Origin of the sequence: Streptomyces sp. NPDC127106, from assembly GCF_042677605.1 — a bacterium.
Taxonomy (GTDB): domain Bacteria; phylum Actinomycetota; class Actinomycetes; order Streptomycetales; family Streptomycetaceae; genus Streptomyces.
In genome coordinates this window covers 13,529-36,479 of record NZ_JBHXTC010000070.1, presented here as the reverse complement: position 1 = coordinate 36,479, position 22,951 = coordinate 13,529, and the positions used below count along the sequence as shown (strand labels likewise).

The window sequence follows — 22,951 nt, the reverse complement described above, 5'->3', positions numbered from 1 at the left end:
GCGGGGCGGCGGTCGTCTCCGGTGCCGCCCGCTCCGGCCCCACCGGGGGCGGCGCCGCCCCCGGGTACCGCTTCGAGCGGCACGGCGGCGAGCTGCGGGTGACCTTCGGCTGCCCGGTGTGCGGGCAGCGGCTCCGGCTGCCGGTGGCGGGGCGCCTGCGGGCCCGGTGCGGGCTGTGCCGGACCGTCCTGGACTGCGACACCTAGCGGGCGGGCCGCGGCGCACGGCCGGGCACCTCACCTCCCGGACCGGGAGCGGTCAGGCCTCGTCGGCGACGCCGTCGTTCCCCTCTCCGGTGGCACGCGGCCGGGCGCGGCTGGAACGGATCTCCACGACGGCGATCCTGACGGCGATGTACGCCAGGCAGGTCCACAGCAAGACACGCGGCCAGTCCATGCACCCGGCCTGCCCGGCCCGGTCGGCCGGAACACGTGCGTCCGTCGGATGCACCGCACAACTTGTCGGCCCGGAAGCGGTTCGGCGAGGGGGTGCAGTGGGTAGTGATACGTCATCGCACGAGTGCCGGACCGGTCCCGACCCCTCGCCAGGGGGCCGGGGCCGCTCCGTGTCCGGGGTCCGGTAGCCCCGGGGCCCCTGTAGCCCTGTGGCCCCGTTCCCCGAAGCCCGGCGTCACGGTGCCGCTTCGGCCCCGTAGACCGGGTACGGCGGCCGGGCCGCGGCCAGGAGACCCACCGCGGCCTCGCCGGCCTCCGCCGGGGTCCAGCGGGCGCCGCGGTCGGCGGTGGGGCCGGGCTGCCAGCCCTCCATCACCGTGATCCGGCCGCCCTCCGTCTCGAAGACGCGGCCCGTGACCCCCGCCGAGGCGTCGCTGCCGAGCCACACCACCAGCGGGGAGACGTTCTCCGGGGCCATCGCGTCGAACTTCCCCTCCCCCGGCGCCGCCATCGTCCGCGCGAAGACCTCCTCCGTCATCCGGGTCCGCGCGGCCGGGGCGATGGCGTTGACCTGCACCCCGTACCGGCCCAGCTCCGCGGCCGCGACCAGCGTCAGCCCGAGGACGCCCGCCTTGGCCGCGCTGTAGCAGCCCTGCCCGACCGAACCGGCCAGGCCCGCGCCCGACGAGGTGTTCACCACCCTCGCCGCGACCCTGCGGCCCGCCTTCGCCTCCGCGCGCCAGTACACCGCCGCGTGCTTCAGCGGCAGGAAGTGCCCCTTGAGGTGCACCCGCACCACCGCGTCCCAGTCGTCCTCCGCCAGGTTGACGAGCATCCGGTCGCGCAGGAAGCCCGCGTTGTTGACCAGGGTGTCCAGCCGGCCGAACGCGTCCAGTGCGCAGTCGACCAGCGAGGCCGCGCCCTGCGCGGTGGCGATGTCCCCGCCGTGGGCCACCGCCTCGCCGCCGCGCGCCCGGATCTCCGCGACGACCTGCGCCGCCGGGCCGACTGCACCGGCGGCACCGTCCGCGCCGCCGGCATCGACCGTGCCGCCGGAACCGTCCGCGCCGCCGTCCGCACCGGGCTCTCCCTCCCGGCCCACGCCCAGGTCGTTCACGACGACTTTGGCGCCCTCCGCCGCGAAGGCCAGCGCATGGGCCCGGCCCAGCCCCCGCCCCGCGCCCGTCACCACGACGACCCGCCCCCGCGCCATGCCGCGTGCCGTGCCGTCCGCCGTGCCATCCGCCATGTCAGTCCTCCTTGTTGACCGTTGCCGCGTCCAGGAACGCCGGGCGTTCGCCGCCCCCGTGCACCAGCAGGCTCGCCCCGCTCACGTACCCCGCCCGCCCCGAGGCCAGGAACACCGCCGCCGCGCCGACGTCCGCCGGCTCGGCCAGCCGGCCCAGCGGGACCGTGGCCGCCACCGCGGCGATCCCGGCGGCGTCCCCGTAGTGCAGGTGCGCCAGCTCGGTCCGCACCATGCCCAGGACCAGGGTGTTCACCCGTACCTCGGGCGCCCACTCGACCGCCATGGAGCGCGCCAGGTGCTCCAGGCCCGCCTTGGCGGCCCCGTACGCCGCGGTCCCCGGCGAGGGCCGGGAGCCGCTGACGCTGCCGACCATCAGCAGCGAGCCGCGGGCGGCGCGCAGCAGCGGGTAGGCGGCGAGCGAGGCGGTCAGGGGGGCGAGCAGGTTGAGCTCGAACACCCGGGCGTGGCGTTCGGCCGCGCCGTCGGCCAGGGGCCGGTACGGGGTGCCGCCGGCGTTGTTGACCAGGCAGTCGAGGCGTCCGTGGCGGCGGGCGAACGTGTCGAAGAAGTCCTGTACGGCGGCGGGTTCGCGCAGGTCGAGCGGGACGTGGGCGGCTGTGCGGCCGGCCGCGGTGACGGGCCGGTCGGGTGGTCGGCGGGCGCAGACGACGACGTCCGCTCCGGCTTCGAGGAACGACCGGGCGATGCCGGCGCCGACGCCGCGGGTGCCGCCGGTGATGACGGCGACCCTCCCGTCGAGCTCCATGGGCTGCTACCTTCCTCGCGAACACCTAACAAACGTTTGGTGGAAAGGTAGCTGATGCGTTCATGGGTGTCTCCACCTCACGCCCCGGCAAGGGCATCGCACTGGTCACCGTCGACTTCCCGCCCGTCAACGCGCTGCCCGTCCGGGGCTGGTACGAGCTCGCCGACGCCGTGCGCGCCGCCGGCCGCGACCCGGACCACCGGTGCGTGGTGCTGGCCGCCGAGGGGCGCGGCTTCAACGCCGGGGTCGACATCAAGGAGATGCAGCAGGACCCGGGGCACGACCGCCTGATCGGCGCCAACCGGGGCTGCTACGAGGCGTTCGCCGCCGTGTACGAGTGCGAGGTGCCGGTGGTCGCGGCCGTGCACGGGTTCTGCCTGGGCGGCGGCATCGGGCTCGTCGGCAACGCGGACGCGGTCGTCGCCTCCGACGACGCCACGTTCGGCCTGCCCGAGCTGGACCGGGGTGCGCTCGGCGCGGCGACCCATCTGGCCCGGCTGGTCCCGCAGCACCTGATGCGCGCCCTGTACTACACCTCGCGCACCGCCACCGCGGCCGAGCTGCACGGGCACGGGTCGGTGTGGGAGGTGGTCCCGCGGGAGCGGCTGCGGGAGGCGGCCCTGGCGCTGGCGGCCGAGATCGCCCGCAAGGACGGGTACCTGATCCGGCTGGCCAAGGCGGCGATCAACGGCATCGACCCGGTGGACGTGCGCCGCAGCTACCGCTTCGAGCAGGGGTTCACCTTCGAGGCCAACCTCAGCGGGGTGGCCGACCGGGTCCGCGACACCTTCGGGAAGGCGGGGAGCGCATGACGGCCGACAGCGGCAAGGTGATGGCGCCCGAGGAGGTCGTGGGGCGGCTGCGCAGCGGGATGACGCTCGGGATCGGCGGCTGGGGGTCGCGGCGCAAGCCCATGGCCCTGGTGCGGGCACTGCTCCGCTCCCCGATCACCGATCTGACCGTGGTCTCGTACGGCGGTCCCGACGTCGGCCTGCTCGCGGCCGCGGGCCGGATCCGCCACCTCGTGGCCCCCTTCGCCACCCTCGACTCCATTGCGCTGGAGCCGCACTTCCGTGCCGCCCGCGAGAGCGGCGCCCTCGCCCTGACCGAGCTCGACGAGGCCATGTTCATGTGGGGCCTGCACGCCGCCGCCAACCGGCTGCCGTTCCTGCCCGTGCGCGCCGGCCTCGGCTCCGACGTCATGCGGGTCAACCCGCACCTGCGGACCGTCACCTCGCCGTACGCCGACGGCGAGGAGTTCGTCGCCGTGCCCGCCCTGCGGATGGACGCGGCGCTCGTCCACCTGAACCGCGCCGACCGGTACGGCAACGGCCAGTACCTGGGCCCGGACCCGTACTTCGACGACCTGTTCTGCGAGGCGGCCGACACCGCGTACGTCTCCTGCGAGCAGCTCGTCGCGACCGCCGACCTCGCCAAGGCCGGACCGCCGCAGTCCCTGCTGGTCAGCCGGCACAGCGTCACCGGGGTCGTGGAGACCCCGAACGGCGCCCACTTCACCTCCTGCGTCCCCGACCACGGGCGCGACGAGCCCTTCCAGCAGCTGTACGCGACCACCCCCTGGCCCGAGTTCGCCGCCCGCTTCCTGTCGGGGCCGGACGAGCAGGCGTACCAGAGCGCGGTCCGGGCCTGGCACGAGGAGCAGCGTTGACCACACCCGTACCCCCTCCCGCACCCCGCTCCCCCGCCCCGAGCCGTGCCGAGTACTGCGTGATCGCCTGCGCCGAGGCATGGCGCGGTGACGGCGAGGTGCTCGCGAGCCCGATGGGCCTGATCCCCTCGCTGGGGGCCCGCCTGGCGCGCCGGACCTTCTCCCCCGACCTGCTGCTGACCGACGGCGAGGCCCTGCTGCTCGGGCCGGACGGGGAGGTCGAGGGCTGGCTGCCGTACCGCCGCCACCTCACGATGGTCACCGGGGGGCGGCGGCACGTGATGATGGGCGCGAGCCAACTCGACCGGTTCGGCAACCAGAACATCTCCTGCATCGGCGACTGGGAGCGGCCGGCCCGCCAGCTCCTCGGGGTCCGCGGCGCGCCCGTGAACACCCTCAACAACCCGGTGAGCTACTGGGTGCCCCGGCATTTGCCGCGGGTGTTCGTCGCCCGGGTCGACATGGTCAGCGGGGTCGGGTACGACCGGGCGGCCGCGGCCGGGGTGACCCGCTTCCACCGGATCCCGCGGGTGGTCAGCGACCTGGGGGTCTTCGACTTCGCGACGCCCGACCGGTCGATGCGGCTGGCCTCCCTCCATCCGGGGGTGACCGTCGAGGAGGTCCGGGCGGCCACCGGGTTCGCCCTGGCCGTGCCCGAGGAGGTCCCGTACACGCGCGAGCCGACCGGGGAGGAGCTGCGGCTGATCCGCGACGTCCTCGATCCCGAGGGCCTGCGCGAGCGGGAAGTGCGGGGCTGAGGGCCGTGGAGACGGCACTGACCGGGCTGGTCGGGGTGCGCCACCCGATCGTGCAGACGGGCATGGGCTGGGTGGCGGGGCCCCGGCTGGTGTCGGCGGCGGCGCGGGCCGGGGCGCTGGGCGTCCTGGCGTCGGCGACGATGACGCCGGAGCAGCTGCGGGCGGCGGTGCGCGAGGTCAAGTCCCGTACGGACGCCCCGTTCGGGGTCAACCTGCGGGCGGACGCGGGGGACGCGGCCGAGCGGGTGCGGCTGATCGTGGAGGAGGGCGTACGAGTCGCGTCGTTCGCGCTCGCGCCGTCGAAGGAGCTCATCGCCCGGCTGAAGGACGCGGGCGTGGTGGTGATCCCGTCGGTCGGGGCCCGCCGGCACGCCGAGAAGGTCGCGGCCTGGGGGGCCGACGCGGTGATCGTGCAGGGCGGCGAGGGCGGCGGGCACACCGGGGACGTGGCGACGACGGTGCTGCTGCCGCAGGTGGTCGACGCCGTGGACATCCCGGTGGTCGCGGCGGGCGGCTTCCACGACGGCCGCGGCCTGGTCGCGGCGCTGTCGTACGGGGCGGCGGGCATCGCGATGGGCACCCGGTTCCTGCTGACGTCCGATTCGACGGTGCCGGACGCGGTCAAGGCCCGCTACCTGGCGGCCGGCGTCAAGGACGTCACGGTCACGACGGCCGTGGACGGGCTGCCGCACCGGATGCTGCGCACCGAGCTGGTCGCCGCCCTGGAGCGGTCGGGGCGGGCCGGGGCGCTGCTGCGGGCGGTGCGGCACGCGGCCGGGTTCCGGAAGCTGTCGGGCCTGTCCTGGTCGCGGATGGTGCGCGACGGGCTGGCGATGAAGCACGGAAAGGACCTGTCCTGGAGCCAGGTGCTGCTCGCCGCGAACACCCCCATGCTCCTCAAGGCGTCCATGGTCGAGGGCCGTACGGACCTCGGCGTCATGGCATCGGGCCAGGTCGCCGGTGTGATCGGGGACCTGCCGTCGTGTGCGGAGCTCGTCGGCCGGGTCATGGCCGAGGCGGAGTCCGTGCTGGCCCGGCTGGAACAGCTGCACGTGTCCGGTACCCTGCCGCCGGCAGGGTGATCCCCTTCTGTGCCACAGGAGTCGACACCGATGAGCCGTGTCCGAACCCGTCCCGCGACCGCGACGGCGGCCGTCACCGCGGCGCTCGCCTGCGTCGCCGCCCTCACCGCGGCGTCCGTGCCGGCCGCGGCGCACGCCGCACACGCCGGGCACGCCGGGTACGCCGCGCACGCCGGGTACGCCGGGCCGCCCGCGGCCGCACAGCTGCGGCAGACGGCCGGTGCCGGGACCGCGGCGGAAACGATCCGCCAGATCCCCCTCCAGGGCGCGGTCAACGTCCGCGACCTCGGCGGGTACCGCACCTGGACCGGCGGTCAGGTCCGCCAGGGCCTGGTCTACCGCTCCGACGCGCTGAACCGGCTGACGCCCGCGGACGTCACCACCGTCTCCGGGCTGGGCCTGGCGAAGGTCGTGGACTTCCGCATCCCCCTGGAGGTCCAGTACGACGGCCCCGACCGGCTGCCCGCAGGCCCGGCCCCGGTCTCCCGCCCGGTCAGCGACCTCGGCCTGTTCGCCACCCTCGTCGGCGTGATCGGCAGCGGCGACCCCGCCCGGCAGGAGGAGGTCCTCGGCGGCGGCCGCGCCGAGGCCTACATGCGGGACGTCTACCGCACGTTCGTGACCTCCCCGGAGAACCGGGCGCAGTTCGGGGCGACCCTGCGCGAGCTGGCGGAGGGCAGCGGGCCGCTGCTGTTCCACTGCACGTCGGGCAAGGACCGGACGGGCTGGCTGAGCTACGTGCTGCTGCGCGCCCTGGCCGTGCCCGAGGAGACCGCGGTACGCGACTACCTGGCGTCGAACGCCTTCCGGGCGGCGTACGACGCCCGGCTGCGGGAGGCGCTCAAGCAGTCGGGCCGGATGCAGAACCCGGACCTGCTGATCCCGCTCCAGGAGGTCCGCGGCGACTACCTGGACGCGGCGAACGCCCGGCTGGAGGCGGACTACGGCGGCTTCTACGGCTACCTGACGCAGGGGCTGGGACTGGACCTGCGCACGCTGGCGAAGCTCCAGTCCCGGCTGGTCCGCTAGGCGGCGCCGCCGGAGCGGCGGCCCGCGCCGGCTCCGCCCGAGCGGGCACCACCCGAGCGGGCACCGCCGGAGCGGCCGCCGCCCTGGGGCGTGCCGTTGCGGCCCGCGGCGCCACGGGGGCGGCGCGGGCGGGACTCGCCCGTGCCGGCGGCGGACGCGGCGGTCGCGGCGGTCGAGCCCTGCCCGCCGGCCCGGTCGCCGCCCTGTCCGCCGCTGCGGCCACGGCTGCCGGAGCGGCGCCGGCCGCCGCCCGAACCGGAACCCGACCCGGAGGAGCCGGAACCGGCACCGGAGCGGCCGCCGCTGCGCGGCTTGGGCGGGGTGGGCTGCGGCACCTCCAGGACGACGGGGATGCCGGAGGGCAGCCGGGCGCCGGTCAGCCGGGTCAGTTCCTCGTCGGAGGACTTGATCTGGGCGGTGCGCGGGGCGATCCCGGCGTCCGACATCAGGCGGGACATGTCCCGCTTCTGGTCGGGCAGCACGAGCGTCACGACGCTGCCGGACTCGCCGGCGCGGGCGGTGCGGCCACCGCGGTGCAGGTAGTCCTTGTGGTCGGTGGGCGGGTCCACGTTGACGACGAGGTCGAGGTCGTCGATGTGGATGCCGCGGGCGGCCACGTTGGTGGCGATCAGCGCGGTGACCTCGCCCGTCTTGAACCAGTCGAGGGTCCGGTTGCGCTGCGGCTGCGAGCGGCCGCCGTGCAGACCTGAGGCGCGCACGCCGTCGGCGAGGAGCCGCTTGACCATGCGGTCGACGCCGCGCTTGGTGTCCACGAACATGATCACGCGGCCGTCGCGGGCGGCGATGCGGGTCGCCACGGCCCGCTTGTCGGTCTCGTCCATGACGTAGAGGACGTGGTGCTCCATGGTGGTGACCGCGCCCGCCGACGGGTCGACGGAGTGGCCGACCGGGTCGGTGAGGAACATCTTGACGAGCTTGTCGATGTTCTTGTCGAGGGTGGCCGAGAACAGCAGCCGCTGGCCGTCGGGCTCGACGAGCTTCAGCAGGGCCGTGACCTGGGGCATGAAGCCCATGTCGGTCATCTGGTCGGCCTCGTCCAGGACGGTGATCGAGACCTGGTCGAGGACGGCGTCGCCGCGGTCTATGAGGTCCTTCAGGCGGCCGGGGGTGGCGACGAGCACCTCGGCGCCGCGGCGCAGGGCGCCGGCCTGCCGGTTGATGGACATGCCGCCGACGACGGTCGCGATGCGCAGGTTCAGGGACGAGGCGTACGGGGTGAGGGCGTCGGTGACCTGCTGGGCGAGTTCGCGGGTCGGTACGAGGACCAGCGCGAGCGGCGCCTTCGGCTGGGCGCGGCGGCCGGCGGTGCGGGCGAGCAGGGCCAGGCCGAAGGCGAGGGTCTTCCCGGAGCCGGTGCGGCCGCGGCCGAGCAGGTCACGGCCGGCGAGGGAGTTCGGGAGCGTGGCGGCCTGGATGGGGAACGGCTCGGTGACGCCCTGGGCGGCGAGGGTCTTCAGCAGCGCCTCGGGCAGGTCCATGTCCTCGAAGGCGACGGCCGGCGGAAGTGCGGGCACGACCGGCTCGGGCATGGTGAACTCTTGGGGCCTGGAGGCGACGGACGCAGACTTCTGCCGCTCCGCACCAGCCTTCGGACGTCCCTGGGCCGCGCCTCGACCCCGGGTGGGGCGGCGGCTGGGTCGTGCGGAGCTGGAGCTGGTCATGCGAGAGGGCCCTTCTGAAACCGGCAGGTACGACAAAGGTCAGGACAGCATGCAGGAAAGATCGGGACAGCACGCAAGCCGGGGCCCGCACCTCTCGGTGCGGACCCCGGCGGGTGGTGTGCGTCAGGCAGGCAGGATGTTCTCGGCCTGCGGGCCCTTCTGGCCCTGCGTGACGTCGAAGGACACGCGCTGACCCTCGGTGAGCTCGCGGAAGCCCTGGGTGGCGATGTTCGAGTAGTGGGCGAAGACGTCCGGGCCGCCGCCGTCCTGCTCGATGAAGCCGAAGCCCTTTTCCGAGTTGAACCACTTCACGGTGCCAAGTGCCATGGCGAATCTCCCTGATCAGGCGGCAGGGCCCCATCCGGTGATTCCGGCGAGAAAACAATAAAAGCGCCTGAGGAACATTCCCGTCAGGCGCACATAGAGTTCATGGGTACCACAACTGCAACGCCACCTAAGCTAGCACACTTCACCGGGGCCGGGGGACGGGCCCCCGGCCCGGTTGCGTCACAGCCTCTCGATGACCGTGACGTTGGCCTGACCTCCGCCTTCGCACATCGTCTGGAGGCCGTAGCGGCCGCCGGTGCGCTCCAGTTCGTGCAGCAGCGTGGTCATCAGCTTCACGCCGGTCGCGCCCAGCGGATGCCCCAGGGCGATCGCGCCGCCGTTGACGTTGACCCGCTCGGGGTCGGCGCCGGTCTCCTTCAGCCAGGCCAGGACGACCGGGGCGAAGGCCTCGTTGATCTCCACGAGGTCGATGTCGTCGAGGGACATGCCGGTCTTCTTCAGGGCGCGGGCGGTGGCCGGGATCGGGGCGGACAGCATGCGGATGGGGTCCTCGCCGCGGACCGACAGGTGGTGGATGCGGGCCCGCGGGCGCAGGCTGTGCTCGGCGACGGCCCGCTCGGAGGCGATCAGCAGGGCCGCCGCTCCGTCGGAGACCTGGGAGGAGACCGCCGCGGTGATCGTGCCGCCGTCGACGACCGGCTTCAGTGCGGCCATCCTCTCCAGGCTGGTGTCCCTGCGGGGGCCTTCGTCGTGCTCGACGTCCCCGTACGGGACGGTCTCGCGGTCGAAACGGCCCTCGTCGATCGCGCGGAGCGCCCGCTGGTGGGAGCGGAGCGCGTACTCCTCCATGTCCCGGCGGGATATGCCCCACGTGCGGGCGATCAGCTCGGCGCCGTGGAACTGGTTGACGGGGGCGTCGCCGTAGCGGGCCCGCCAGCCGGTGCTGCCCGCGTACGGGCCCTCGGTCAGGCCGAGCGGCTCGGCCGCCTGCCGGGAGGCGAACGCGATGGGGATCATCGACATGTTCTGGGTGCCGCCGGCGACCACCAGGTCCTGGGTGCCGGACAGTACGCCCTGGGCCGCGAAGTGGACGGCCTGCTGGGAGGAGCCGCACTGGCGGTCCACGGTGACGCCGGGCACCTCCTGGGGGAGTCCCGCCGCCAGCCAGGCCGTCCGGGCGATGTCCCCGGCCTGCGGGCCGACCGTGTCGAGGCAGCCGAAGACCACGTCGTCCACGGCGGCCGCGTCGATCCCGGTGCGCTCGACGAGGGCGGTGAGGACGTGCGCGCCCAGGTCGGCCGGGTGGACGGCGCTGAGCCCTCCCCCGCGCCGCCCCACGGGGGTGCGTACGGCGTCGACGATGTAGGCCTCGGGCATGGCGGCTCCTCCGGTCGTGGCCCGCGGGGGTCGCGGGTCAGCTGCGCAGGGAGATCCCGTCCAGGACCATCGACAGGTACTGGCGGGCGATCTCCTCGGGGCTGTGCTGTCCTCCCGGCCGGTACCAGGACGCCGCCACCCACACCGTGTCGCGGACGAAGCGGTAGGTGAGGCGGATGTCGAGGTCGGCCCGGAAGACCCGGGCGGCGACCCCGCGTTCCAGCGTACCCAGCCAGGCCTTCTCGAACTTGGCCTGCGAGGCGGCGAGGTAGTGGAAGCGGGGCTGGTCGGTGAGGTGGCGCGCCTCCTTCTGGTAGATCGCGACGGCGGCGCGGTGCCGGTCGATCTCGCGGAAGGATTCGGTGACGAGGGCCTCGATGGTCTCCCGGGGGCCGAGCCCGGCGGCGAGGACGGCGTCGTAGCCCTCCCACAGCTCGTTCAGGAAGGTGGAGAGGATCTCGTCGAGCATCGATTCCTTGGAATCGAAGTGGTAGTAGAGGCTGCCGGCGAGCATGCCGGCGGCATCGGCGATCCTGCGGACGGTGGTGGCGTTGTAGCCCTGGGCGGCGAACACCTCGGCGGCGGTGTCGAGGAGTTCGCGGCGGCGTTCGGGGGTGGCCGCCGCCGGGGCCTTCTTCTTGCCCGTCGCCCTGTCCGTCGCCCTGTCCGTCGTCCCGTCCGTCGTCTTGCCCGTCGTCTCGTTCGTCGTCTCGTTCGTCGTCTCGTTCGTTGGCACGCGCCCATTCTCGGGCTAGGCCCGCTGGCTGCTGACCGACACGGTCTCGCCGGTCATGTACGAGGAGTAGCCGCTGGCCAGGAAGACGATGACGTTGGCGACCTCCCAGGGCTCGGCGTACCGGCCGAAGGCCTCGCGGGCCGTCAGCTCGCGCAGCAGTTCCTCGCTCGTGACCTTCGCCAGGTGCGGGTGCACGGCCAGGCTGGGCGCGACCGCGTTGACCCGTACCCCGAACGCGGCCGCCTCCAGTGCCGCGCAGCGGGTCAGGGCCATCACCCCGGCCTTGGCGGCGGCGTAGTGGGCCTGGCCGGCCTGGGCGCGCCAGCCGATGACGGAGGCGTTGTTGACGATGGCGCCGCCGCCGGGCGGGGGCGGTGCGGACCGGGCTTCGGCGGCGGCCTTGAAGGAGCGCAGGGCCGCGCGGGTGCAGCGGAAGGTGCCGCCCAGGGTGACGTCGAGGACCTTGCCCCACTGGTCGTCGGTCATGTCGACGAGGGCGGCGGTGCCCCCGAGGCCGGCGTTGTTGACGACGATGTCGAGGCGTCCGTGGGTGCGTTCGGCGTGCGCGAAGAGGGCCTGGACCTGGGCCTCGTCGGTGACGTCGCAGGGCAGGGAGGTGACGCGGTCCGGTCCGAACTCGGCGCCGAGCGCCTCCTCGGTCTCCTTCAGCCGGCGGGCGTGGGCGTCGCCGAGGACGACGCGGGCGCCTTCCTGGAGGAAGCGGCGGGCAGTGGCGCCTCCGATGCCGGCTCCGGCGGCGGCGGTGATGACGGCGCTGCGGCCGTCGAGCAGCCCGTGCCCGGCGACGGGGGCGGGGACGAATTCGGGGACGGGGTCGGGTGGTGTGGGTGGTGCGGGGGTGTTCACGTCGGTGCCTCCTCGGCGCCTGCGCCTGCGGCGGGGTCCGCGTCCGTACGGCCGGCAGCGGTTCCGGCGGCGGCGCCCTCGACTCCGGTCACGCCCGCACGTTAACCTACCAAACACTTGTTAGGGAAGCGGGGAGGCGAGCGCCTGATGGACCTGACCCATCCGCCGGAGGTGGAGGCCTTCCGGGCCGAGGCCCGGGACTGGCTCGCCCGCCGCGTCCCCGCCTCCCCGCTGCCCTCCCTGGAGACCGAGGAGGGCTTCGCCGCCCACCGCGCCTGGGAGGCGGAGCTGTACGCGGACCGCTGGTCGGTGGTGTCCTGGCCCGAGGAGTACGGGGGCCGGGGCGCGGACATCGAGCGGTGGCTGGTCTTCGAGGAGGAGTACTGGGCCGCGGGCGCGCCCGGCCGGGTCGCCCAGAACGGCATCAGCCTGCTGGCGCCCACCCTGTTCGAGCACGGGACACAGGAGCAGCGGGCCCGGGTGCTGCCCTCCATGGCGAGCGGGGAGGTGGTCTGGGCGCAGGCGTGGTCCGAGCCGGAGGCCGGCTCCGACCTCGCGTCGCTGGCCTCCAGGGCGGTCCGCACGGACGGTGGCTGGCTGCTGTCCGGGCAGAAGACCTGGTCCTCGCGGGCCGCGTTCGCCGACCGGGCCTTCGGGATCTTCCGCTCCGACCCGGAGGCGGCCCGGCCGCACCAGGGGCTGACGTACCTGATGTTCGACCTGCGGGCGCCGGGCGTGTCGGTCCGGCCGATCGGGCGCCTCGACGGCAAGCCCGCCTTCGCCGAACTCTTCCTCGACGGGGTCTTCGTGCCGGACCGGGACGTGATCGGGGAGCCGGGGCAGGGCTGGCGGATCGCGATGTCCACCACCGGGAACGAGCGGGGGCTGACCCTGCGCTCCCCCGGACGGTTCCTGGCCGCGGCGGGCCGGCTGGCCGCACTCTGGCGGGTGCGGGGCGGCGGGCCGCAGGACGGTGCGCTGCGGGACCGGGTGGCGGACGCGGTGGCGGGGGCCCGCGCCTACGAGCTGTTCACCTGGGCGAACGCCTCGCGGTTCGCGGCGGGCGCGGCCATCGGCGCCGAGTCCAGCCTCAACAAGGTGTTCTGGAGCGAGTACGACATCGCCCTGCACGAGACGGCGCTGGACCTGCTCGGCCCGGACGGCGAGCTGGCCGACGGGGAATGGACCGAGCCGTGGGTGTTCTCCCTGGCGGGCCCCATCTACGCGGGCACGAACGAGATCCAGCGCGACGTCATCGCCGAGCGGCTGCTCGGCCTCCCGAAGGGCCGCCGCTGATGCGCTTCCTGCCGACCGGCGAACAGTCGGAGTTCGCCCGTACGCTGCGCCGGCTGCTCGGCGCCTCGGACCTGCCGGGGGCGGTCCGCGCCTGGCAGGCCGGCGATACCGGGCCGGGCCTGCGGGTGTGGCGGAAGTTGGCCGGCACGGGGCTGTTCGCGCTGCCCGTGCCCGAGGCGCACGGCGGTCTGGGGCCGCTGCCGGTGGAACTGGCCATGGGATGCGTGGAACTGGGCCGGGCCGGCATGCCGGGGCCGGTGGTGGAGACGGCGACGGCGTCGGTGCTGCTCGCGGCAGTGAGCAGCGGGGGGACGGCCGAGGCGGCCGAGGTGGCGAAACGCTTCCTCCCGGCCCTGGCCGCGGGCGAGGCCCGGGCCACGGTCGTGCTGCCGGGCGGCGGACCGTACGCCCTGGACGCGGACACCGCGGACCACCGCTTCATCGTGTCGGCCGACGGGGAGCTCCGGCTCGCCGCGGCGCCGGACGCCCGGGCGGTGCGGGTCTCCACGGACCCGGCGCGACGGCTGGCCGCGCTGCCGGCGGGCGGCGAACTGCTGGCCTCCGGGCCGGCGGTGCTCGCGGCGGCGGCCACCGCGCTGCGCTGGGCGCGGCTGCTGACGGCCGCGCAGTGCGTGGGGCTGGGCGAGGCGCTGCTGGCCCGGACAGTGGAGTACGCGAAGCAGCGCACCCAGTTCGGCACCCCCATCGGCAGCTTCCAGGCGGTGAAGCACCGCCTGGCGGACGTCCTGCTCCGCCTGGAGTTCGCCAAGCCGGTGCTCTGGGCGGGCGCCCTGGCCCTGACGGACGACGCACAGGCCGTGGGCGGCGTCGCGGCCGGCACGGGGGCCGACGACCGCGGGGCCGGGGCCGGGGCCGGGGCCGGGCCCGGGGTCGGCCGCGGGCCCGGGCGCGGGGTCGGCCGGACGGCGGTCGATGACGTGGCCGCGGCGAAGCTCATGGCCGGGGAGGCGGCGTACGCCGCGGCCCGGGCCGCGCTCCAGCTGCACGGCGCCGTCGGCTACACCGAGGAACTGGACCTGTCCCTGTGGCTGCGCAAGGCCCGCCCCCTGCGGGACGCCTGGGGCACCCCGCAGGACTGCCGGGCGGCGGTCGCGGCGGAGGCACTCGGTCAGGCGGGCAGGTTCAGCTGCCAGGAGACGCCGAAGCGGTCGTTGACCCAGCCGAAACGGGCGCTGAAGCCGTAGTCGCCGACGGGCATCAGCTCGGTGCCCTGCTCGGCGAGGGCGGCGTAGAGGCGGTCGAGCTCGGCCTCGGAGTCGCAGCGGACGAAGAGGGAGACCGCCGGGGTGAAGCCGAAGTCGTGCTCGACGTAGCTGTCGATGCACATGAGCTGCTGCCCGGCGAGCGAGAACGTGGCGTGCTGCACGCTGCCCTCCGGGCCGGGGCCCCCGGCGCCGTAGCGGGTGATGTCGATGACCTCGGCGTCGTCGAACAGCGAGGTGTAGAAGGCCATCGCCTCCTCCGCCCTGCCCTCGAACATCAGGAACGTGGTGATCTTCTGGGGTGTCGAGGCCATCGTCGCGCCTGCCTTCCCGGACGGGGTGGGAGCCTTCCGGGCCGAGGTTAGGGCACGCCGGTGACACCGGCCCGGCGGCTCACGGACGCCCCGTCCGCCCTCCGGGTCAGAGTGCGGCGCAGGGCGGCAGCGGCTCAGGCGGCGCGCCCGCGGGCTCGTTCATCCGTACGCGCCAGCCGTCCTCGCCGGCGGCGCCGTCGAGCCGGACGTGGAGGACCTTGGTCTGGCCGGTGCCGGGGAAGCGGAGCACCACCGTCTGGCGGGCATCGCCCGGGTCGCAGAAGACCGCCGTGGCCTTCCCCCCGGCTCCCTCGCGGAATTCGGCGACCCAGCGCCGGGCCGTGTCCGCCCGCTCCTGCGGCGGGGCGTCGCTGCTGGAGAGGTCCTCCAGCCGGTCCGGGGCGCCGTCCGCGATCCGCCAGACGACCTGCTGGACGAGGCGCAGCGACCCGTCGGTCGGGTAGCCCTCCACCCGCAGCGGTTCGTGGCGGTTGAAGTCCTCGGCGTAGCGGACGTCGGCCTCGGCGGAGCCGCCGAACGGCACGCACGCGGCCAGACCGGCGCAGCACAGCACCGGCAGGGCGGCGGCCTGCGCGGCGCGGGCGAGCAGGGGCGTCCGCCCGGGCAGCGGTATCCGTCTCATACGGGGGCCAGGCTGAGGGTGGTGACGTAGCACTCCTCGACCGTACCGTCCGGGAAGAGCGGGCCCAGCAGGGCCCGTTCGGCGTCGAGGAACTCCCGGGCGCGGTCGGGGCCGACGACGAGGAACGCGGAATGGCTGGCGTGGTTGGCGAGGTGCGCTTCGAGGGGGATCCGGCGCGACCACCGCACGGCGCGGGTGGTGAACGCGAGTTCGGCGGGCAGCAGCCGGGGCGGAGTCACGTCGGCGTGGAAGAAGGCGCGGATCCGGGCGCCCTGCTCGGCGATCCAGTCGACGGCGGTGTCCGGGTCGTTCCACCACAGTGCGAGCGCGCCGCCGGGGCGGAGCACGCGCCGGGCCTCGGGGACCGCTCGGGCGGGGTCGGTCCAGTGCCAGGCCTGGGCGTAGGTGAGCAGGTCGAACGCGGAGCCGGCGAGGGGCAGGCGGTTGCCGTCGCCGCGTACGAGCGGGATGTGCGGGTGGGTCCGCCGGAACTCGGCGGCCATGCCGTCGCCCGGCTCGACCGCGAGGACGCGGGCTCCGCGGGCGTGCAGCAGGGCGGTGGAGATGCCGGTCCCGGCGCCGATGTCGGCCACCCTGGCCCCGCGCAGCGGCCGCCCGGCGAGTTCCTCGACGGCATCGAACAGCCCGTCCGGGTATCCGGGCCGGTGCGCGGCGTACAGCGGGGCGGCGCGGTCGAAGGACCGGGCCCGCTCCCGGGGGCGCAGCTCCGGGGCGGGCCCGGCGGCAGGCCGGGGCTCGGGCGCGGACCCGGGCGCGGGTGTGGGCGCGGGTGTGGGCGTCATACGGGCATTCTTTTCGATCCCCGGGCCCACTGCCAGCAGCCACCGGGCCGGGGCGTCCGCCGGCCCGGGGCGACCTCAGGCGCGCCGCCGCCGCGGGCGCGGCCGCCGCGCGTACCGGGCCACGGCGGCCGTCTGGACGACGAGCAGCACCGCGGCCCCCAGCCCTGCCGCCGTCGCCCGCGGGTCCGGGACCGGCCCCCAGGCCCGGACGGTGAGCTCGGCGACGCCGACGGCGGCGAGCGCGACCGCGAAGCGCGAGGTGAACTCGGCATCGGTGCCGTGCAGTACGCCCGAGCCGACGACGAAGACGGCCAGCAGGACCGGAATCCACGGCACCGGCCCGCGCAGGAGCAGCAGCACGGCGCCGGACTCCACCGCCAGGAGGATCAGGGTGCGCAACAGCACCGACCGTATCGACATGCACACATCATGCCCGCGGGGCCACGGGCCACGGGCCACCGTCGAGGGCGGGGCCAAGGGCAAGGGCGTCGATACCGGTATCCCCCACCCTCACCCTCACCCTCACCGTCACCGTGGCGCCGCGCCCTGCCGTACCCTCGGCCCATGACGGCCAGCGCGATCGACCTCCGCAAGATCGAACAGACCGCTCCGGCCCTGGTCAGCCTCTACAAGAGCGCCGGGACCGCACTGCGCGAGCACGGGCTGGAGGGTGGTCGCGCCTCGGTCTACCTGGTCCTGGACTACTCGGGATCGATGCGCCCGTACTACCGGGACGGCACCGTGCAGGCGCTCGCGGACCGGGTGCTCGGCCTGTCGGCGCACCTGGACGACGACGGCCGCGTCCCGGTGGTGTTCTTCTCCACCGACGTCGACGCGGTCGAGGAGATACCGCTCGCAGGGCACGCCGGGCGCGTCGCCGAGATCGCCTCCCGTCTCGGCCACATGGGCAAGACCTCGTACCACGCGGCGATGGACGCGGTCATCGACCACTACCTGGACTCGGGATCGGCGCATCCCGCCCTGGTCGTCTTCCAGACCGACGGCGGCCCGGTCAGCCGGCTCGCCGCCGAGAAGTACCTCTGCAAGGCGGCCAGGATGCCCCTCTTCTGGCAGTTCGTCGGATTCGGCGACACCCACAGCAAGCAGTTCGACTTCCTGCGCCGCCTCGACGAACTGCCCGTACCGTCCCGGCGGGTGGTCGACAACGCGGGCTACTTCCACGCGGGCCCCGACCCCCGCGCGATGCCAGACCGGGAGCTGTACGACCGGCTGGTCGGGGAGTTCCCCGGCTGGCTGGCGGCGGCCCGGGCGGCGGGCATCGTGCGCGCCTGACCGACGGCCGTCGGCGCCGCGCGCTTTCATGGACCCATGACGACGAACAACTGGGCAGCGTTCGAAAAGCAGGAACCGGAATTCGCGGCCACCGTCCGGGCCCGCTTCGCGCAGTACCCCCACCACGTCCTCGGCACCCTCCGCAAGGACGGCTCCCCGCGGCTGACCGGCCTGAACGTCGACATCCGCGGCGGGGAACTGTGGCTCGGCATGATGCAGGGCTCCATGAAGGCCCGCGACCTCCAGCGCGACCCGCGCTTCTCCCTGCACAGCAACCCGGGCGCGGGCGAGACCATGCCCGACGGGGACGTACGGATCTCCGGGCGGGCGATCGAACAGGTGGACCCGCCCGAGCTGCACCGGTACGCGGAGGAGACGCAGACCCCGCACCCGTTCCACCTGTTCCACACCGACCTGACGGAGGTCGTCCACATCAGCGTCGACGGCGACGAGCTGGTGATCCGCACCTGGACCCCGCAGCGCGGGCTCCACACCCTCCGCCGCGGCAATGACGACGAACCGCCGCGCGAGGACCCGGCGCAGTGAACGCACAGGACGGGTGGTGCGCTCCCCCACGGCGCACCACCCGCCCGTGCCCCCGCCCCGTGCCCCTGCCCGTGCCCGTGCCCGTGCCCCTGCCCCGGCCGGGACCGGTCAGCAGGACTTGGCGTCCGGCGGCGGGACGAACACGGTGTCCAGGACGCGCTCGTCGGCGAAGTCGACCGAGGTCCACTTCAGCGAGGTCGCGCCGTTCCGGAAGCTGAGCTCGTCCGGCAGCTCGTCGGCGGTGATGTCCTTGCCGATGTACACGACGGACAGCGTGCCGGAGCAGTTCTGCGCGGCGGGCGGCCGGCTGCCGGGGGCCGTGCCGTCCTGCGGGCCCACGTTCACGGTGATGGTGTTGATCGGCGCGTACGTGAACGAGTACTGGGCCGAGCCCGAGGTGGCGCGTTTCATGTCGACCCGGAAGTGGCCCAGCCGCACCGGGACCGCCGAGCAGGGCCGCCTCGCCTCCTCCGGGAAGACGTGTACCCCGCTGTCGGTGGCGAACAGGGCCATGGGGAGCCGGGGTTCGCTGTTCTTCAGGTGCTTGAGGTAGTCGCGCCGCTCCGTCTCGCCCATGTTCGCGGTGGGCACGCACGACGGGACGGGCGTCGCCGGGGACACGGGCGCAGGCGCGGGTGTGGGTGTCGACGTGGGCGCGGGCTGAACGGCCGGGGCACTGGCCGGCGGCGACGACGCGGGCTTGGGAGCGAACGGATCGGACAGGGACGTCCTGGAACTCCCCGAGCCCGCGCACCCCGCGAGCGCGAGCGCAGAGACGGCCAGGAAGGGAACGACGGGCACACGGATTCGGCGCATGCGGCCTCCTCGTCAGGCGCAGCCGGTATCCCTTCCGATGCTGGCAGCCCGGTCTCCGCAGCGGCATCCGTAGAACCGCCTACGTATCCCCGCCGTCCATTGCGGGTAGCGGAGTTCCTGGGGGGAGGGTCACCATGACGGACAGGGTTCCACTGGTTGGCCGGGGGGCCGAACTGGACCGACTGGAGGCGGTGCTCGACGGGAGGGGAGGCCGGCCGGGCGTCGTCGACCTGACGGGTGCGGCGGGGATCGGCAAGAGCCGCCTGCTGACCGAGTTGTGCGAACGGGCCGCGGACCGCGGGATGACGGTGCTGCGCGGCCGGGCCACCGAGTACGAACGGCACATTCCGTTCAGGCTGTTCACCGACGCCTTCGCGGACCTGGACCCGAACCTGCTGCACGGGCTGGACCCGCGGTCTCCGGCGGCCCCGGTCCTGTACGGGGTCGGGGCACCGGCCGGGGAGGCGGAGCCGGGGGACGGAGCCCGGGGCAGCGGGTCGGGGGGCGGGGCTGCCGGATCCGGTCCCGGGGCCGACCGGTCGGGGGGCGGGGCCGACCGCTCGGGGCCCGGGGCCGACGGGGCCGGTCCCGCGGACCGTTTCGCCGCGCACCGCGCCACCGCCGGGCTGCTCACCGAGCTGGCCGCGCGCGGCGGGACCGGCCTGCTCATCGCCCTCGACGACCTGCACTGGGCCGACCCGGCCTCGCTGGAGCTCCTCGACCACCTCGTACGGCATCCCCTGCGCGCGCCCGTCGTGATCGCCGTGGCCCGGCGGGACCGGCAGACCTCGCCGTCCCTCACGGCCGCGCTCACCCGGGGCATCGACGCCGGGGCCGTGCTGCGCCTGGACCTCGGGCCGCTCGCCGAGGACGCCTGCGTGGACCACCTCGCCGCCGGGCTGCCGCCCGACCGGGCCGCCCGGCTGTACGCGGCCAGCGAGGGCAACCCGCTGTACTTCCTGACCCTGCTCCAGGGGCAGTCCGGCAGCGCGGTCCCGGCCGGCGGACTCGCCACGCTGCTGCTCGACGAGCTGACCCCGCTGACCGTGGCGCAGCGCCGCACCGCCGAGGCGGCCGCCGTGCTCGGCGACCACAGCACGCCGTCGCTGCTGGCCCTGACCGTGGCGGCCCCCGACCTGGCCGGGCTCCACGCGGACCTGAGCGCGCTGGCCCGCCGCGACCTGCTGCGGCCGGGCCCGGGCGGGGGCTGGTCGCTGCGCCATCCGGTGCTGCGGGCCGTGGTCCACGAGAACACCGAGCACCGGCGGCGCGCCGGGATGCACCGGCGGGCCGCCGCCGCGCTGGCCGGCGCCGGCGCGGCCGCGTCCGTACGGGCCCACCACGTGGAGCGGGCGCTGACCGGCTGGGACCCGGACCTGGCCGACGTCCTGCTGGAGGCGGCCGGGCAGTCCGAGACAACGGCCCCGGCGAGCAGTGCGCACTGGCTGGGGGTGGTGCTGCGGGTGCTGCCGGACACGCCCCGGTACACCGCGCGCCGGCGGGAGCTGATGCTGAAGAGGGCGCGGGCGCTCAGCGTCTGCGGGAACCTGCGCGAGAGCCGGGACCTGCTCCACGAGGTGATCGCCGCGATGCCCGCGGCGGGCGACGGCGACGGCGGCGACGGCGACGGCGGCGACGGCGGCGACGGCGGCCACGGCGGCGGCGAGGACGGGACGGGGGAAGCCGGCGGGGTGCGGGCGGCCGCGGTCACCCTGTGCGCCTCGATGGAACGCCACCTCGGCCAGTACCGGGCCTCGGTCGCACTCCTGCGCCGGGAGCTGCGGCGGCGCCCCGCCCCCGGGCCCGCCGAGGCCGTGGCCCTCGGCCTGGAACTGGGCTCCTCGGCGCCGCATTCCTCGGCGTACCGGGACGTCCGCCCGGAGGTGCTGCGTACGTACGAGCTGGCCCGCTCCCTCGGCGACGAGCCGGCTGCGGCGGGCGCCCTGGCGATCTCGGCGCTCGGCGAGGCGTACGACGGGAACCTGCCCGCCGCACGGGAGTACACCGACCGCGCCGGAGCCTGCGTGGACGCCCTCACCGACCGCGACCTCGCGGACCTGTGCGAACCGCTGGCCCGGCTCGGCTGGGCCGAGTTCTACCTGGAGCGGTACGAGGACGCGGAGCGGCACGCCGACCGTGGGGTGGCCATCGCCCGGCGGGGCGGGCCGCTGCACCTGCTGCCGCACCTGCTGCTGTGCAAGGCGATCGTCCACATGCACTCCTGCCGGCTCGGCTCGGCCCTGGACCTGGTGGACGAGGCCGAGAGCATCGCCCGCGGCATCGGCAGCGACGAACTGCTGGCGCTGGTCCTGGCGAACAAGGCCCAGGTGCTGATCGCCGCCCAGCCGCCCGGCGACGGCCTCGCGCTGGCCGTCGCCGAGGAGGCGGTCGCCGCGGTCGGACCGCGGACCAGCTGGTGGGCGTCCCTGGCCTGGTGCGTGATGAGCTACGCCGCCCTGCACGCCGGAGACGCACGACGGGCCCGGTCGGCGGTGCTCCGGGCGGGCGGGCCCGACCTGGCGGGCCTGCAGCCGTCGATGCGGCCGCTGTTCCTGGAGGTCCTGGTCACCGCGGCCGTGTACGACGGAGATCTGGCCGCCGCCGAGGCATGGGCGCAGCGGGCCCGCCGCGAGGCGGAGCACCTGGACCTGCCCGTCCAGCGGGCGTCCGCCCTGCGGAGCGAAGGCCAGGTCCTGGCCGGGCGGGGCTCCCCCGGAGCGGCGGCCCAACGGTACGCACTGGCCGCGGAGGAGGCCGCCCGCTCCGGCGCGACCCTGTGGGAGGCCCAAGCCCTGCTCCTCTCCTCGTCCCTGACGGCGGAGTCGGGCGACGCCGACGCGGCGGAACGGATGTGGCGGCGCGGCCGCGGCCTCGCCGAGACGGGCGGCGCCCACCTCCTGACGGGCCTGGCGGACCTGCTGCGCCCGACCCGCGTGACGACGACACCGGCCCCGGCCCCGGCGGAGGCCCCGGCGGAGGCCCCGGCGGATGCGCCCCGATTGCCGGGCCTGACCCGACGCGAACAGGAGATCGCGACCCTGGTCGCGGAGGGCCTCACCACCCCGGCGATCGCGGCGCGCCTGTACCTCAGCCCGCGCACGGTGGACACCCACCTCTCCCACATCTTCCGCAAGACGGGCGTCACGAGCCGCTCGGCCCTCGCCGCGCTGACGGCCCGCTCGGCGTCCCGAACCGGCGTTGTCAGTGGCAGCGTCTAGCGTGGTGTGTGGTCGAACTCCGACCACAGCAACGGAATTCGGGGGGACGAGGATGAAACACGCACTCGGCATGCGCAGGGCGGCCTCCGCGGTGGCGACGGCATCGGCGCTGACGCTGGCACTGGGACTGACCGCGGGGGCGGGCTAGGCCGCGGCGGCGGACGAACTGCTCGGCCACCCGGGGCCCGACGGGCTGATCTGGGTACCCGAGCAGACCGGTTCGGGCGGCTTCGTATCCGGCGGCCTCTACGCCGGGCTGGACACGTACACCACGTTCGCCTGCGAAGGAGGCGGCCGCATCGAGGTGGCCTTCCGCCTCGACGAGCACCCGGACCGCAACCCGGCCCCCTTCACCCTGGACTGCCCGGCCGGCAGCCCGGCCCGGATCACGATCCCCCTGGGCACGGGCCTCCACGGCGGCTTCGGCGCCACCGTCACGGCGTCGACCCCGTCCATACGCTGGGCGGCCACGGTCGTCCAGCCGGAGTAACGGGGGAAGGGGCAGGGCGGAGGCCACGACGAACGGGATCCCCGCCCCCGCCTGGCAGTTCTGCGCCGTTTTGCAGTACGAGCTCGCGCCCGGGGCCTGACACCCACGCGACACGGCGCCCGCCATCCCTGGTCGGGGAGGTGGCGGGCGCCGTGTCGAGTTCCGTACGCCGTTGTACGGACCGTATGAGGGGTCCTCCCACGTCAGCGGGAGGGGCACTACAGGATCCGCAGGTACCGCAAGTCTCCCGTCAGACCGCCAGGGCCCGGTCCGTCGGCTTCACCGGGTACGGGAGGGTGCTGCTGCCCGTCAGGTAGCGGTCGAGGGGGGGGGGGGGGGGGGGCGGGGCCCCGCGCGCGCCCCCCCCCCCCGCCGCCGCCCGCGCCCGCGGGGGGGGGGGGGCGGGGGGCG

General features: G+C 75.0%; 24 protein-coding genes and 1 pseudogene. 12 read left to right on the top strand and 13 right to left on the bottom strand.

What is annotated here, in order from left to right; genetic code table 11:
* Positions 1-206, top strand: a pseudogene (locus ACFVGY_RS33925) (hypothetical protein); the annotation flags it as partial.
* 52 nt (positions 207-258) lie between these two features.
* Here the strand turns inward: ACFVGY_RS33925 and ACFVGY_RS33920 are convergent.
* The 3 genes from ACFVGY_RS33920 to ACFVGY_RS33910 form a co-directional block, all read right to left on the bottom strand.
* Positions 259-396 carry a hypothetical protein gene (locus ACFVGY_RS33920; RefSeq protein ID WP_385685150.1) on the bottom strand — a complete coding sequence of 46 codons (138 nt, stop codon included), beginning with the start codon at positions 394-396 and terminating at the stop codon, positions 259-261.
* Between the two features lie 234 nt (positions 397-630).
* A complete protein-coding gene (locus tag ACFVGY_RS33915; protein WP_385685147.1) occupies positions 631-1,644 on the bottom strand; it encodes an SDR family oxidoreductase in 1,014 nt (337 codons plus the stop codon).
* A 1-nt stretch (position 1,645) separates the two neighbouring features.
* A complete protein-coding gene (locus tag ACFVGY_RS33910) occupies positions 1,646-2,410 on the bottom strand; it encodes an SDR family oxidoreductase (RefSeq protein WP_385685144.1) in 765 nt (254 codons plus the stop codon).
* Positions 2,411-2,472: 62 nt separating this feature from the next.
* Here ACFVGY_RS33910 and ACFVGY_RS33905 point away from each other — a divergent pair, with 62 nt between their 5' ends.
* From ACFVGY_RS33905 to ACFVGY_RS33885, 5 genes are read left to right on the top strand one after another with little or no spacing between them, the layout of a single operon-like run.
* Positions 2,473-3,222, top strand: coding sequence for an enoyl-CoA hydratase family protein (locus ACFVGY_RS33905; RefSeq protein ID WP_385685141.1), 750 nt, complete (start codon positions 2,473-2,475; stop codon positions 3,220-3,222).
* Positions 3,219-4,079, top strand: a complete 861-nt coding sequence (locus tag ACFVGY_RS33900; RefSeq protein ID WP_385685138.1) for a CoA transferase subunit A — start codon at positions 3,219-3,221, stop codon at positions 4,077-4,079. The genes ACFVGY_RS33905 and ACFVGY_RS33900 overlap by 4 nt, the downstream gene beginning before the upstream one ends.
* Positions 4,076-4,837, top strand: coding sequence for a CoA-transferase subunit beta (locus ACFVGY_RS33895; protein WP_385685135.1), 762 nt, complete (start codon positions 4,076-4,078; stop codon positions 4,835-4,837). Before ACFVGY_RS33900 ends, ACFVGY_RS33895 begins: the two co-directional genes overlap by 4 nt.
* Positions 4,838-4,842: 5 nt before the next feature.
* The gene (locus tag ACFVGY_RS33890; protein ID WP_385685132.1) at positions 4,843-5,919 is read left to right on the top strand and encodes an NAD(P)H-dependent flavin oxidoreductase; all 1,077 of its coding nucleotides are present in this window, start codon (positions 4,843-4,845) and stop codon (positions 5,917-5,919) included.
* Positions 5,920-5,949: 30 nt separating this feature from the next.
* The gene (locus ACFVGY_RS33885) at positions 5,950-6,948 is read left to right on the top strand and encodes a tyrosine-protein phosphatase (RefSeq protein WP_385685129.1); all 999 of its coding nucleotides are present in this window, start codon (positions 5,950-5,952) and stop codon (positions 6,946-6,948) included.
* Here ACFVGY_RS33885 and ACFVGY_RS33880 read toward each other — a convergent pair.
* The 5 genes from ACFVGY_RS33880 to ACFVGY_RS33860 all read right to left on the bottom strand — a co-directional run bounded on the left by ACFVGY_RS33880 (position 6,945) and on the right by ACFVGY_RS33860 (position 11,898).
* The gene (locus ACFVGY_RS33880; protein ID WP_385685126.1) at positions 6,945-8,630 is read right to left on the bottom strand and encodes a DEAD/DEAH box helicase; all 1,686 of its coding nucleotides are present in this window, start codon (positions 8,628-8,630) and stop codon (positions 6,945-6,947) included. The two genes, ACFVGY_RS33885 and ACFVGY_RS33880, sit on opposite strands and share 4 nt — an antisense overlap.
* 123 nt (positions 8,631-8,753) lie before the next feature.
* The gene (locus ACFVGY_RS33875; RefSeq protein WP_008743912.1) at positions 8,754-8,957 is read right to left on the bottom strand and encodes a cold-shock protein; all 204 of its coding nucleotides are present in this window, start codon (positions 8,955-8,957) and stop codon (positions 8,754-8,756) included.
* A 180-nt stretch (positions 8,958-9,137) separates the two neighbouring features.
* Positions 9,138-10,295 (bottom strand): acetyl-CoA C-acetyltransferase, encoded by a 1,158-nt coding sequence (locus ACFVGY_RS33870; protein ID WP_385685123.1) that lies wholly within the window; start codon positions 10,293-10,295, stop codon positions 9,138-9,140.
* Between the two features lie 37 nt (positions 10,296-10,332).
* Positions 10,333-11,031 (bottom strand): TetR/AcrR family transcriptional regulator, encoded by a 699-nt coding sequence (locus ACFVGY_RS33865; protein ID WP_385685120.1) that lies wholly within the window; start codon positions 11,029-11,031, stop codon positions 10,333-10,335.
* Between the two features lie 15 nt (positions 11,032-11,046).
* Positions 11,047-11,898: an SDR family oxidoreductase gene (locus tag ACFVGY_RS33860; RefSeq protein ID WP_385685117.1), complete on the bottom strand. Its 852-nt coding sequence runs from the start codon at positions 11,896-11,898 to the stop codon at positions 11,047-11,049.
* A 147-nt stretch (positions 11,899-12,045) separates the two neighbouring features.
* On the opposite strand from ACFVGY_RS33860, the gene ACFVGY_RS33855 reads away from it, so the two are divergent.
* Together ACFVGY_RS33855 and ACFVGY_RS33850 are read left to right on the top strand one after the other, a co-directional pair.
* Entirely contained in the window at positions 12,046-13,194 is a 1,149-nt protein-coding gene (locus tag ACFVGY_RS33855; protein WP_385685114.1) for an acyl-CoA dehydrogenase family protein, read from the top strand.
* The gene (locus ACFVGY_RS33850) at positions 13,194-14,399 is read left to right on the top strand and encodes an acyl-CoA dehydrogenase family protein (protein ID WP_385685111.1); all 1,206 of its coding nucleotides are present in this window, start codon (positions 13,194-13,196) and stop codon (positions 14,397-14,399) included. The genes ACFVGY_RS33855 and ACFVGY_RS33850 overlap by 1 nt, the downstream gene beginning before the upstream one ends.
* On the opposite strand, the gene ACFVGY_RS33845 is transcribed toward ACFVGY_RS33850, so the two are convergent.
* The 4 genes from ACFVGY_RS33845 to ACFVGY_RS33830 form a co-directional block, all read right to left on the bottom strand.
* Positions 14,324-14,731, bottom strand: coding sequence for a VOC family protein (locus tag ACFVGY_RS33845; protein ID WP_385685108.1), 408 nt, complete (start codon positions 14,729-14,731; stop codon positions 14,324-14,326). The two genes, ACFVGY_RS33850 and ACFVGY_RS33845, sit on opposite strands and share 76 nt — an antisense overlap.
* A 106-nt stretch (positions 14,732-14,837) precedes the next feature.
* Positions 14,838-15,374 carry a hypothetical protein gene (locus tag ACFVGY_RS33840; protein WP_385685105.1) on the bottom strand — a complete coding sequence of 179 codons (537 nt, stop codon included), beginning with the start codon at positions 15,372-15,374 and terminating at the stop codon, positions 14,838-14,840.
* On the bottom strand, positions 15,371-16,177 hold the full coding sequence (locus ACFVGY_RS33835; RefSeq protein ID WP_385685102.1) for a class I SAM-dependent methyltransferase: 807 nt from the start codon (positions 16,175-16,177) through the stop codon (positions 15,371-15,373). Before ACFVGY_RS33835 ends, ACFVGY_RS33840 begins: the two co-directional genes overlap by 4 nt.
* A 75-nt stretch (positions 16,178-16,252) precedes the next feature.
* Positions 16,253-16,597, bottom strand: a complete 345-nt coding sequence (locus ACFVGY_RS33830; protein ID WP_385685100.1) for a hypothetical protein — start codon at positions 16,595-16,597, stop codon at positions 16,253-16,255.
* Between the two features lie 144 nt (positions 16,598-16,741).
* Here ACFVGY_RS33830 and ACFVGY_RS33825 point away from each other — a divergent pair, with 144 nt between their 5' ends.
* Positions 16,742-17,470, top strand: a complete 729-nt coding sequence (locus ACFVGY_RS33825) for a vWA domain-containing protein (RefSeq protein ID WP_385685097.1) — start codon at positions 16,742-16,744, stop codon at positions 17,468-17,470.
* A 36-nt stretch (positions 17,471-17,506) separates the two neighbouring features.
* Positions 17,507-18,016, top strand: a complete 510-nt coding sequence (locus ACFVGY_RS33820; protein WP_385685094.1) for a pyridoxamine 5'-phosphate oxidase family protein — start codon at positions 17,507-17,509, stop codon at positions 18,014-18,016.
* A gap of 108 nt (positions 18,017-18,124) precedes the next feature.
* Here ACFVGY_RS33820 and ACFVGY_RS33815 read toward each other — a convergent pair whose 3' ends face one another.
* A complete protein-coding gene (locus ACFVGY_RS33815; RefSeq protein ID WP_385685091.1) occupies positions 18,125-18,607 on the bottom strand; it encodes a hypothetical protein in 483 nt (160 codons plus the stop codon).
* 359 nt (positions 18,608-18,966) lie between these two features.
* On the opposite strand from ACFVGY_RS33815, the gene ACFVGY_RS33810 reads away from it, so the two are divergent.
* Both ACFVGY_RS33810 and ACFVGY_RS33805 read left to right on the top strand, forming a co-directional pair.
* On the top strand, positions 18,967-22,050 hold the full coding sequence (locus ACFVGY_RS33810) for an AAA family ATPase (RefSeq protein WP_385685088.1): 3,084 nt from the start codon (positions 18,967-18,969) through the stop codon (positions 22,048-22,050).
* 304 nt (positions 22,051-22,354) lie between these two features.
* Positions 22,355-22,540, top strand: coding sequence for a hypothetical protein (locus ACFVGY_RS33805; protein ID WP_385685085.1), 186 nt, complete (start codon positions 22,355-22,357; stop codon positions 22,538-22,540).
* Positions 22,541-22,951: the final 411 nt, after the last annotated feature.